This window comes from Acinetobacter silvestris (genome assembly GCF_002135235.1).
GTDB lineage: Bacteria > Pseudomonadota > Gammaproteobacteria > Pseudomonadales > Moraxellaceae > Acinetobacter > Acinetobacter silvestris.
Genome location: NZ_NEGB01000001.1, coordinates 597,252 through 609,034, shown reverse-complemented (window position 1 = coordinate 609,034; position 11,783 = coordinate 597,252). Strand labels below are relative to the sequence as shown.

Annotated in this window: 9 protein-coding genes; 6 read left to right on the top strand and 3 right to left on the bottom strand. The window is 40.3% G+C overall.

The window, feature by feature from the left end; translation table 11 throughout:
* Nucleotides 1-26: 26 nt before the first annotated feature.
* A complete protein-coding gene (locus B9T28_RS02890) occupies nt 27-1,304 on the bottom strand; it encodes an O-acetylhomoserine aminocarboxypropyltransferase/cysteine synthase family protein (RefSeq protein ID WP_086202435.1) in 1,278 nt (425 codons plus the stop codon).
* A gap of 295 nt (nt 1,305-1,599) precedes the next feature.
* On the opposite strand from B9T28_RS02890, the gene ettA reads away from it, so the two are divergent.
* Entirely contained in the window at nt 1,600-3,261 is a 1,662-nt protein-coding gene (gene ettA / locus B9T28_RS02885; RefSeq protein ID WP_086202434.1) for an energy-dependent translational throttle protein EttA, read from the top strand.
* A gap of 57 nt (nt 3,262-3,318) precedes the next feature.
* On the opposite strand, the gene B9T28_RS02880 is transcribed toward ettA, so the two are convergent.
* Both B9T28_RS02880 and B9T28_RS02875 read right to left on the bottom strand, forming a co-directional pair.
* Nucleotides 3,319-3,723 (bottom strand): tetratricopeptide repeat protein, encoded by a 405-nt coding sequence (locus tag B9T28_RS02880; protein WP_086202433.1) that lies wholly within the window; start codon nt 3,721-3,723, stop codon nt 3,319-3,321.
* A gap of 141 nt (nt 3,724-3,864) precedes the next feature.
* Entirely contained in the window at nt 3,865-4,179 is a 315-nt protein-coding gene (locus B9T28_RS02875; RefSeq protein WP_086202432.1) for an SEL1-like repeat protein, read from the bottom strand.
* Between the two features lie 234 nt (nt 4,180-4,413).
* Here B9T28_RS02875 and B9T28_RS02870 point away from each other — a divergent pair, with 234 nt between their 5' ends.
* The 5 genes from B9T28_RS02870 (at nt 4,414) to B9T28_RS02850 (ending at nt 11,779) form a co-directional block, all read left to right on the top strand.
* Nucleotides 4,414-4,839: a cation efflux protein, CzcI-like gene (locus B9T28_RS02870; RefSeq protein WP_086202431.1), complete on the top strand. Its 426-nt coding sequence runs from the start codon at nt 4,414-4,416 to the stop codon at nt 4,837-4,839.
* A gap of 62 nt (nt 4,840-4,901) precedes the next feature.
* Nucleotides 4,902-6,287: a TolC family protein gene (locus tag B9T28_RS02865; protein WP_252053411.1), complete on the top strand. Its 1,386-nt coding sequence runs from the start codon at nt 4,902-4,904 to the stop codon at nt 6,285-6,287.
* A gap of 1 nt (nt 6,288) precedes the next feature.
* Entirely contained in the window at nt 6,289-7,560 is a 1,272-nt protein-coding gene (locus tag B9T28_RS02860; protein WP_086202429.1) for an efflux RND transporter periplasmic adaptor subunit, read from the top strand.
* Complete coding sequence (locus B9T28_RS02855) at nt 7,550-10,732, top strand: efflux RND transporter permease subunit (protein ID WP_086202428.1); 3,183 nt, start codon at nt 7,550-7,552, stop codon at nt 10,730-10,732. Before B9T28_RS02860 ends, B9T28_RS02855 begins: the two co-directional genes overlap by 11 nt.
* A 120-nt stretch (nt 10,733-10,852) precedes the next feature.
* Nucleotides 10,853-11,779 (top strand): cation diffusion facilitator family transporter, encoded by a 927-nt coding sequence (locus tag B9T28_RS02850; RefSeq protein WP_086202427.1) that lies wholly within the window; start codon nt 10,853-10,855, stop codon nt 11,777-11,779.
* Nucleotides 11,780-11,783 lie beyond the last annotated feature (4 nt).

The following is an 11,783-nucleotide window of genomic DNA, read 5'->3' as shown; positions in this document are numbered from 1 at the left end:
GTAGAAAGGCCTGATTTCAGTACAGTTTAAACCGCTTGCAAAGCTTGTGCTAAATCGGCAATCAAATCATCAATATGTTCAATACCGACCGAAAGGCGAACCATGTCTATACTCACGCCTGCAGCTTTAAGTTCTGCTTCATTCAATTGACGATGGGTGGTGGTGGCTGGGTGGCAAGCTAGACTTTTGGCATCACCAATATTCACTAAGCGGGTAAACAATTGCAGAGCATCAATAAAGCGAGTTCCGCCTTCTAAGCCATCTTGCACACCAAAAGATAAAATCGCAGAAGGTTTACCTTTGACGTATTTCTGCGCCAAGGCATGCTGTGGGTGGTCTTTTAGCCCAGCATAGTTGACCCATTGTACTTTTGGATGCTGCTGTAAATATTCAGCTACTTTGAGTGCATTTTCGGTATGACGTTCCATGCGCAAATTCAAAGTTTCTAAACCTTGCAGAATCAGAAATACGCTCAGTGGGCTAATCGCAGCACCGGTATTACGTAACGGCACCACACGTGCGCGTGCAATGTATGCGGCTTCACCTAAGGCTTCAACGTAGTTCACGCCGTGATAACTTGGATCGGGGGTATTTAAAACTTTGAAACGCTCAGGATATTTGCCCCATGGGAATTTGCCGCTATCCACGATGGCACCGCCAATGGAGTTGCCATGACCGCCAATATATTTGGTCAGTGAATGTACCACAATGTCTGCCCCATGTTCAAAAGGTTTGAGTAGGGCAGGTGTTGCCACGGTATTATCGACAATCACCGGTACACCATATTCATGGGCAATTTTTGCAATGGCTTCTAAATCAATAATATTGCCCAGTGGATTACCAATCGATTCGACAAAGACCAGTTTGGTTTTATCATCAATTAAGCCACGCAGTGCTTCTGGATCTTGATAATCAAAGAAACGAACTTCAATGCCTTGTTTCGGTAAAGTATGCGCAAATAAGTTGTATGTCCCGCCATATAGAGTGGAAACAGAGGCAATATTGTCACCCGCCTCAGCAATGGTCTGAATCGAATAAGTAATTGCTGCCATGCCTGAGGCTAAAGCCAAAGCTCCAATACCGCCCTCAAGCGCAGCCAAACGTTGCTCTAAAACAGCGGTGGTAGGGTTCATAATACGGGTATAGATATTGCCTTGAACCTTTAAATCAAATAAATCGGCCCCATGTTGAGTATCATCAAAGGCATAAGATGTGGTTTGATAAATAGGCACCGCCACTGCTTTGGTGGTGGCTTCTGGGCTATAACCTGCATGAATGGCAAGGGTTTCGTCTTTATAGGTCATGATGTTTTCATCTTATTCCATTAATTTTTATTCGAGTGTAGCATTAACTATATGAATTAAAACTACAAAAAAATGTTTAATTAATCTTTTTATTTCATAAGTATGGGTATTATTTCAGTCGGATGGAATATTCATTTTGATGGATTGTTATGTTTATTTTTTAAACGTATATAGACTTGAGAAAAGCAGTTTTATAATGATGGCATACCTTATTATTTTGGTGCTTTCATCGTATAATGCGGCATGATTTTTTCGCTTTTTGCGAATTTTTGGTTTTTTTATAGAGGAGTCCTACGTGGCCCAATATATTTACACGATGAACCGTGTGTCGAAAATGGTTCCGCCTAAACGCGAAATCTTAAAAGACATCTCTTTATCATTTTTCCCAGGCGCAAAAATTGGTGTGCTTGGTTTAAACGGTGCAGGTAAATCTACCTTGCTTCGTATTATGGCTGGCGTAGATAAAGATTTCTCAGGTGAGGCGCGTGCGCAACCGGGTATTAAAATCGGTTATCTTGAGCAAGAACCACCATTAGATCCAAATAAAGACGTTCGTGGTAACGTTGAAGATGGTCTACGTGAACCACTGGATGCTTTGGCACGTTTAGACGAAGTATTTGCTGAATATGCTGCTGAAGATGCTGATTTTGATGCGCTTGCAAAAGAGCAAGAAAAATTAGAGTCGATCATTCATGCTTGGGATGCACATAACTTAAGCAACCAAATGGATCAAGCTGCTGCAGCATTGAACTTGCCTGCTTGGGATGCGGACGTAAACTTGCTTTCAGGTGGTGAACGTCGCCGTGTGGCATTGTGTCGTTTATTGCTTTCTAAACCAGACATGTTGCTTCTTGATGAACCGACCAACCATTTGGATGCAGAATCTGTCACTTGGTTAGAACGTTTCTTGAAAGACTTTGCCGGCACCATCGTGGCAATTACGCATGACCGTTATTTCTTGGATAACGTGGCTGAGTGGATTCTTGAGCTTGACCGTGGCATGGGTATTCCTTACCAAGGTAACTATACCAATTGGTTGGAACAGAAAAATGCCCGTTTAGAGCAAGAAAATAAACAGGAAGAATCTTTTGCTAAAGCATTGAAGAAAGAACTTGAATGGGTTCGTTCAAATGCTAAAGGTCAGCAAAAGAAAAACAAAGCGCGTATGGAACGTTTTGAAGAGCTTAACTCTAAAGAATTCCAACAACGTAATGAAACTTCAGAAATCTATATTCCGCCTGGCCCACGCTTAGGGAATAAGGTTGTCGATGTTGAAGGCATCAGTAAATCGTTTGATGGTCGCTTGTTGTATGAGAACTTAACCTTCTCTGTTCCACCAACGGCGATTGTGGGTATTGTGGGGCCGAATGGTGCGGGTAAAACCACACTATTCCGTATGATGACAGGCGAGCAGCAACCAGATACCGGTACAGTAACACTGGGCGAATCGGTTAAAGTCGCTTATGTTGGGCAGTTGCGTGACACCTTAGATGATAAGAAAACGGTTTGGGAAGAAATTTCTGGCGGTTTAGATATCTTACGTATTGGTGATTATGAAATCCCATCGCGTGCCTATATCGGTCGTTTTAACTTCAAAGGTCAAGATCAGCAAAAACGCGTAGGTGAATTGTCAGGTGGTGAGCGTAACCGTTTACAACTTGCGAAAATCCTACAAATGGGCGCAAACGTGATCTTACTGGATGAGCCATCGAATGACTTGGATATCGAGACTTTACGTGCACTTGAGGATGCAATTCTTGTCTTTCCGGGTACAGTGATGGTGGTATCGCATGACCGTTGGTTCCTAGACCGTATTGCAACGCATATTTTATCATTTGAAAACGAACAACCTGAATTTTACGCGGGTAACTATGCTGAATATGAAGCATACCGTCAGTCACGTTTAGGTGATGCTGGTGTACAAAAGCGTTCTAAATACAAAAAAATTGGCGGTTAATCTCCAATTTTAAATTAAAAAACCAGCCTGCGGGCTGGTTTTTTAATAAGCATAAAATTAACATAGGCGTTGTGGTGTACTAATTTTATTTAATTCACTTTGTGCTTCAATATGTCCCTGATTGGCAGCCAGCTTTAACCATTCTTTGGCTTTCAATGTATTTGAAACTAAACCTAATTGACCGTTTAAATAGCATTGTCCTAATTTGAATTGTGCTGAACTATGCCCCTTGGTTGCTGAGCGTAAAAAGCACCACATTGCATTGCGTTCATTTGAATCGGAAAAGAGAGTCTTATTTTGATCAGTATGAAAATGGTTTGGGATGATTAAAAATTCATAATATCGAGCACGCTGATAATATAAATAGGCTTCTGAAATATAGAGAGGATGGTGTATGTCCTTATGTTTGAAATAAGTCAGCAAAGTATTTTTAAGCAAATCAATGATTTTTGTTATGTCCATAATCTAGTCTTCTAATTAATAATGAACGGTGTATGTTTTATTTTCATTCTAATTTATTGATTTTGAATAAAGTAACTAGTGTTATTAAAACATCAATAAAAACTTCAGTCTGAAGCTGAAGTTTTTATAAACGCTAAGAAATTAAGAAAATGCGAGCTTGTTATAGGCATCTTGTAGTTCTTTTTTTGCATGTTGATGTCCCTGATGTGCCGCTTGTTCGAGCCATTTTTCTGCATGTGAATAACTACGATCTAAACCAAGCTGCCCATTTAAATAACTCATGCCCATTTTATATTGTGCTTCTTTATCACCTCTTAATGCGGCACGTAAATAACCCCACATTATATTACGCGGATCATTTTTTTGAATTTTTAATAAATTGGTAGAATCATTCTGAGGCTGAATGCTATTTTTTTTGGCATAAGTTTGAAAACATTTAAACAGATGTGCAAACATATAAATCTCCTTGTTATTCCATGAACAAAAAGCTCAAACTTGCTTATTTAATTTAGCTTAAATTTTATAGTTTTCAAATAGTAATTTGTAAAAGAAGATGGATGATCTGATAGAAGGTAAATTGAGTATTATGATGAATACTCTTGAATTAAAATAGTAACTCAATGTGAGTGTAATTTTATTACACTGTATCTAGCTGTTATAGTGCCTCCAATTTATATTCAGGCTTAACGTGTGCAACGTTTTGGTATTTCGATTACCGTTTTATTAAGTTTGTTCATGTTCCAAAGTATTTGGAATGTGGCAGCGGCTTTTTGCGGTCATGAAATGATACCGAACAATAGTTCTTCACATATTGAGCAGCAGCATTTTGGACATCATGTTGCATTAAATTGTCAAAAAGATGCGCATGCGAATGTTGTTCATAAACATCAAAGTACTGAATTCAATGAGTCGATCAATGAGGCGCAAAATTTACAGGATGATCACAGTGATCATTTACCTTCCTTAGCTCATTTTATTATTACAGATGTCCAGCAAAAAACGAATAAATTGAATATATCCGCTTATATGAGTATGCAATTTATTGATTGGAAAAATTTGTACCAATCACCACATTTATATCGACCCAATCCCCCACCCGTATTTTCCCCGCTATAAGGTGGGGTAGCCAAAAATAAGCCCACCGCTTGGTTTTATCACAAACTTAGTGGGGCATTATTGTGTCAAAATTTATTCAGAGTAAACGTACTCAACTTCAGTCGAATCTAGCACGAGACTCTATTTCCCAGCGCATTAAATGTGGAATGATAGCTATCGTACTATTTAATCCCTTGACTTATCTTCAGGCTGAGCAGCTTCAAAGCTTAGCTTTAAATGAGGCTGTTCATCGGACAGAGACTTATCAGGCTTCTCAGAGTGTTTGGCAAACACAGCAACAGATCTCGGAAGCGAATATACAACAATCTAGATTGTGGACAAATCCGAACTTATCCATACAGCAATCTGGTTTTGGTTCAAATCAGGATCAAGAGCTTTCTATCGGAATATCTCAGCCTTTGGATGTTTTCGGCGAGCGTAAAGCACAGCAGCATTTAGCTCAAATTGCAAAATCACAGATCGATTTAAAACAGAAAATATATCAGGCTCAGTTGCAGTTAGCTGTTAAATTTTTATGGTCGCAATTGGCAATTTTTGAATTGGAACGGGACGTTGTTAAAGAGCAATTGCACGTTAGCCAAGAAAATTTAAATGCCATAGAAAAACGCTATCAGGCAGGTAGCGTGGCTCAGGTGGATGTTGATCGGACAAAGCTTAGCTATTCTGAAAATCAGCGTTTGTATCATCAGGCCGATTTACAGTTGCAAGTTGCAACACAGCAGCTGAGTAATCTATGGGGGCAGCAGGATAACAGTATCAAAATTGCGTTATCCCCAAGTTTACTTTGGCCAAACTCAACCCCTCAGCAAGTACAAGGCTATCTAGCTGAAAATCTGTATGAAAAATCACGTCAATTACAACTTATCGAAGCAAAAGCAAATGTGGATTATTTACAAGCGCAGGCACGACCCAACCCGACTTTAAATGTTGGAGTCAATCGGACCAAGTCACCCAATGTATCTACTGAAAATGAATGGGTGCTTGGCGTGTCTTTCCCGTTAAATCTGTTTAATCGTCAGCAATATGGGGTTCAGATTGCAGAAGCCAAGCAGGACTTATTGTTAAAACAGCAAGCGTTTTATGTAAAGCAAAATGCATTGCAAGTGGGAACATTATTGACGGAATTGCAGGGCTTAGAAGTCCAATTTAAACAGGTAAATCAAGTACAAATTCCACTTGCCACACAGGTGCAACATAAAACTTTAGTGGGTTTTAGTGCTGGAAAATTTGCTGTTTCAGATGTGCAGCAAGCAACCTTGCAATTGCAGGATGTCCGCATGCGTAAAGTACAGTTATTAAAAGACGCATGGCAGCGTGCGATAGAAGCTGAAAGTTTGAGTTTGGGTATCGAACCGAGTGTCGTTATGGCAAAAGATGCGATTGCACAAATGAATCAAAATTTATGGATGGACACACAGGCTTTACCTGTGATTGGTGGGAGAAATTAAGATGCTAAGTCTACAAAAATCATTTAAGAATCAATCTGGCAAAATTTCGCAAAAATTACTCATCATCATTGTCCTTATTGCTACAGTTCTACTTGCTGTTGCAGTTTACTTTTTGGGTCAATATAAGTCGTCGCCTAAAGTGGATGAGCAAGCTCATACTGAGCATGAAAAGTCTGAAGATCATGCACATGCAGAAGGTGAGCAAGCGCATCAACTAGCTGAAGAGCCTCATAGTGAAGCAATTGCATTAACAGCCAAGCAAATGACTGAGCAGGGTATTCAGTTGGCTCAAGTGGAGCTAGGTGAGGTGGTTCAAGTATCGGCCTATCCTGCAAAATTAGTGGTCAATACTGATCGACAAGCACATGTTTCTCCGAGTTTTAGTGGTCACGTGGAATCGGTTAATGTGGAATTGGGACAACAGGTCAAAAAAGGACAGGCACTTGCCACGTTATTGGTGCCCGATTTAGTGGATCAGCAGTCTAATTTACACATTGCGCAAGCCAATTTAGTACTTGCTCGGCAGGATTATGAGCGTGAACGTCAACTGTGGTCGCAAGGCATTTCTGCGAAACAGGATTATCAACGTGCTTACAACGCTTATCAGCAAGCCCAGATTCAAGTACAGGCAATTAAATCGCGGTTATCTGCATTTGGTGCAAGTTCCAGTTCAAATGGACGTTATGTACTGAAAGCTCCCATCTCAGGCATCATTAGTAAAAAGGATTTAGTGGTTGGTGAGAATGTTCAGCTTGCCAATCAATTATTTATTATTGATCAGTTGGATCAGCTCTGGCTTGAATTTATTGTACCGAATACGAATTTTGCTTCGATTGCGCCGAATCAACAGATTGAATTTAAATCACTGCAAACAGGCAATATTTTTAAAGCACAAATTCAAAGTTTGAACAGCGAGGCAGATGCTCAAACAGGTCGTTTACAAGTTCGTGCTCAAGTGCTCTCAAATGCTGCTGAATTACGTCCCAATTTAATGGTGAATGTACAGTTGCAGCAAAATAGTTCAACCCAAGCATTAAGAATTTTAAAAAGTGCTGTACAGAAAATTGAAGGTCAGGATGCTGTTTTTGTTACAGCTGAACATGATCAAAAAATTGAATTTAAAGTTCAGCCCGTTGTTCTTGGGCAAGTGTCTGGTGATGGTCAGTGGATTGAAGTTCAATCCGGCTTAAAGCAAGCACAGCAATATGTTGCGCAAGGGAGCTTTCTATTGAAATCTGAACTGGAAAAGGGAGAGGCAAGTCATGAGCATTAATGATCTTGAGCCATCTTCTTATCCTGTTATAGATGATCCGTTACCTGCACCGGAAGGTTTATTTGATCGGATCATCCAGTTTTCAATTCAGAATGCGATTTGGGTCATGCTGTTCATTGTTACGTGGATCGGTGTCGGGATATGGAGCTATCAAAAACTTCCCATTGATGCCGTGCCTGATATTACCAATACCCAAGTACAGATTAATAGCCAAGCCAATGGTTTTACCGCTTTAGAAGTTGAGCAACGAATTACTTATCCGATTGAAACCGCAATGGCTGGAATGCCTGATTTAGAGCAAACCCGTTCTATTTCACGTTATGGTTTATCGCAAGTTACTATTATTTTTAAAGATGGCACCGATATTTATTGGGCTAGGCAACAGATTAATCAGCGCTTACAAGAAGCTCAAGCTGAATTACCTGAGCAAATTGTACCGACCATGTCACCTGTTTCCACAGGTTTAGGTGAAATTTATCAATGGGTGGTTAAAGCTGAACCGAATGCAAAAAAATCGGATGGTACACCGTATACCGCCATGGATTTACGTGAAATTCAAGATTGGATTGTGCGTCCGCAGTTACAGCGTGTGCAAGGTGTGGCAGAAATTAACAGTATAGGTGGCTATAACAAAACCTATGTTGTTGCACCTGATTTAAAGCGTTTGCAGCAATTACAAATTCCATTGAATGATTTGCAAAAAGCCTTAACTGAAAATAATGAAAACCGTGGTGCAGGTTTTATTGAAGAAAACGGTCAGCAACTGACTGTCCGTGTGCCTGGAACGCTGAATAGTATCGAAGATATTCAAAATATTACCATTGCCAATAAAAATGGTTTTCCAGTACGCGTTGCAGATGTTGCCACCGTGTCCATCGGACATGATTTACGTACTGGTGGTGCAACCTATAACGGAGAGGAAACCGTTTTAGGTATTGCCATGATGATGATGGGTGAAAATAGTCGAACTGTGGCGAAAGCGGTAGATGCCAAAATTAAAACCATTCAACAATCTTTACCCCAAGGCATTGTGATTGAAACGGTCTATGACCGCACCAATTTGGTTGAAAAAGCAATCCAGACGGTACAGAAAAACCTGATTGAAGGGGCAATTCTGGTTATCGTTATTCTGCTGCTATTCTTGGGGAATTTGCGTGCAGCATTGATTACAGCCTGTGTTATTCCATTGTCTATGCTGTTTACTTTGGCAGGTATGGCTGAGCAAAAAATCAGTGCCAATTTAATGAGTTTAGGTGCGCTTGACTTCGGAATCATCGTGGATGGTGCGGTGGTCATTGTCGAAAACTGTATTCGTCGTTTAGCGGAAGCACAGCATGCGAAAGGTCGCTTGCTGAGCAAATCCGAACGTTTTAAGGAAGTGTTTCTAGCAGCGAAACAAGCGCGTCGTCCCTTGATTTTTGGTCAACTGATTATTTTGGTGGTTTATCTGCCGATTTTTGCTTTATCGGGTGTAGAGGCAAAGTTATTTCATCCGATGGCAATGACCGTGGTATTGGCGCTAGTGGGTGCGATGATTTTATCGGTGACTTTTGTTCCTGCTGCTGTTGCCTTGTTTGTTAAGGGTGAGGTCAAGGAAACTGAAAGCCGCTGGATGCTATGGCTGAAAAATAAATATGAAGCGATACTTAATTTAGCGTATCAGTTTAAAGCTGTAGTTTTGACTATAGCCGGTAGTATTCTATTTTTAACTGCTGTTTTAGCCACACAGATCGGTAGTGAATTTGCGCCACAACTGAGTGAAGGGGATTTTGCAGTACAGCAAATGCGTTCGCCAAGTACGGGTTTAGAACAATCTTTAAGGATGCAGGAAAATACTGAAAAGTTGTTGCTCAAAGAATTTCCTGAAATTAAAGCCATTTTTGCACGTACAGGCACAGCCGAAGTTGCAACTGATGTGATGCCGCCGAATATCTCGGATGCGGTGATTCTATTAAAAGCTCAAGAGCAGTGGAAAAATCCGAAAGAAAGTATTGATGAGCTACGTCAGCGTATGATCAGCTTTTTGGCGACTTTACCTGGGAATAATAGTGAATTCTCTCAACCGATTGAATTGCGTTTTAATGAATTGATTTCAGGTGTGCGCAGTGATGTTGGTGTAAAAATCTTTGGGGATGATATGGAGGTGCTGAATCGTGAAGCACAGCGCATTGCACAACAGATTAAGATGATTTCAGGGGCAACTGCAGTCAACGTAGAGCAAACCAATGGCTTGCCGCTATTAAATGTTGAAGTGAATAAGGCATTGGCTGCACAGTACGGTTTATCGGTAAAATCTATTCAGGATTTAGTTGCAAGCAGTGTTGGTGGGCAAAATGTCGGACAGATTTTGCAGGGTGACCGTCGTTTTGATTTCGTCATTCGTCTGGATGATACACAACGTACCGCACAACATTTAGCAACCTTACCAGTACAACTGCCGAACGGTGGATTAATCCATCTTCAGGATGTCGCTAAAGTTGAAAATGTATTGGGAATCAACCAAGTTAGCCGTGAAGATGGTAAGCGTCGTATGGTGATCACAGCCAATGTTGAAGGGCGTGATTTAGGATCATTTGTGACTGAGTTACAAACGACTTTAGCCAAGCAGGCATTGCCCGCAGGTTATTGGCTAGATTACGGTGGTCAATTTGAAAACCTAGCTTCAGCCAAAGCTCGGATGCAGTTGGTTGTGCCTTTGGCATTGATCACGATTTTTATTCTGTTGATGGCAGTTTTTCATAATTTTAAAGAAAGCTTATTGGTATTTAGTGGTGTGCCTTTGGCGTTATGTGGTGGCTTAATTGCCTTGTGGTTGCGTGATATTCCATTATCTATGTCAGCAGGGGTCGGTTTTATTGCATTGTCCGGTGTAGCGGTATTGAATGGTTTGGTGATGCTCACCTTTATTAAAGAGTTACGGCAAACACTCGATGTTTATCATGCGACTTGGCAAGGTGCGATTTTGCGTTTAAGACCTGTATTGATGACAGCTTGTGTCGCCTCATTGGGCTTTATTCCAATGGCTTTAGCAACCGGTACTGGTGCAGAGGTGCAACGACCGTTGGCGACGGTGGTGATTGGAGGCATTATTTCATCTACATTATTGACGCTGGTTTTATTGCCGATTGTTTACCGTTGGATGAATGAAAAAAATCACATAAATCATCTATAAATAATTCAAGATCAATACTTATATTGATGGTTTGATTGAGTAGATTATTATTCAGGTGTGCAAAGGATGAATCGGTGAAAAATCACCGATTCATCTCTAATAAAAATAAAGGAGTTTATTATGAGTGGGCATGCAGGTCATGATCACAGTCATGCTGTGGTGACTGAAGCTAATGTAAAAAAATTAAGTTTTGCGTTAGCACTCACCAGTATATTTTTAGTCGTTGAGGTTATTGCAGGTTTTCTGACACAGAGTTTGGCTTTACTTTCAGATGCAGCGCACATGTTTACTGATGCAGCAGCATTGGCGATTGCTTTAGTTGCAATTAAAATTGGTAAATTACCTGCGGACAATAAGCGCAATTTTGGCTATCAACGCTTTGAAATTTTGGCCGCGTTGTTTAATGCGATGATGCTGTTTATTGTTGCAATGTATATTTTATATGAAGCCTATCAGCGTTTTAGTCATCCCCCTGAAATTCAAAGTATCGGCATGATGATTGTTGCAATCATTGGTCTAATCATTAATCTTATTTCGATGAAAATTTTATTTTCAAGTTCACAAGATAGTTTGAATGTAAAAGGCGCATATCTTGAAGTGCTCAGTGATGCAGTGGGTTCAGTCGGCGTCATTCTTGGTGCAGCAGTGATTTATTTTACGGGTTGGATGTGGGTCGATACTGTTATTGCAGTCTTAATTGGTTTTTGGGTGCTGCCTAGAACATGGGTGCTACTCAAGCAAAGTATTAATATTTTATTGGAAGGTGTGCCTGAAGAAATTGATATTGAAAAATTACGTGATGATTTGTTGGCATTAGAGGGGGTAGAGGATATTCATCAACTTAAAGTGTGGGCAATCACCTCAAAAAATGTGCATTTGACGGTACATTTACTGGCACCCTGTGCAGACCGAAAAGTTTTATATAAGAATGCGATGGAAATGTTAATACATCAGCATGGTATTGCCGAAATTACCTTACAAATTGAAGATGATCGATGTATGCCCCATCAGCATGCTCAAGAGGATCAGTCTTTGCATCAACACTAAGTTG

What these genes read in the sequence shown, in the direction of transcription:
- B9T28_RS02880 (WP_086202433.1), bottom strand. Translation starts at nt 3,723, where the DNA reads ATGGACATAACAAAAATCATTGATTTGCTTAAAAATACTTTGCTGACT.
- B9T28_RS02860 (WP_086202429.1), top strand. Translation starts at nt 6,289, where the DNA reads ATGCTAAGTCTACAAAAATCATTTAAGAATCAATCTGGCAAAATTTCG.
- B9T28_RS02890 (WP_086202435.1), bottom strand. Translation starts at nt 1,304, where the DNA reads ATGACCTATAAAGACGAAACCCTTGCCATTCATGCAGGTTATAGCCCA.
- B9T28_RS02855 (WP_086202428.1), top strand. Translation starts at nt 7,550, where the DNA reads ATGAGCATTAATGATCTTGAGCCATCTTCTTATCCTGTTATAGATGAT.
- B9T28_RS02875 (WP_086202432.1), bottom strand. Translation starts at nt 4,179, where the DNA reads ATGTTTGCACATCTGTTTAAATGTTTTCAAACTTATGCCAAAAAAAAT.
- B9T28_RS02850 (WP_086202427.1), top strand. Translation starts at nt 10,853, where the DNA reads ATGAGTGGGCATGCAGGTCATGATCACAGTCATGCTGTGGTGACTGAA.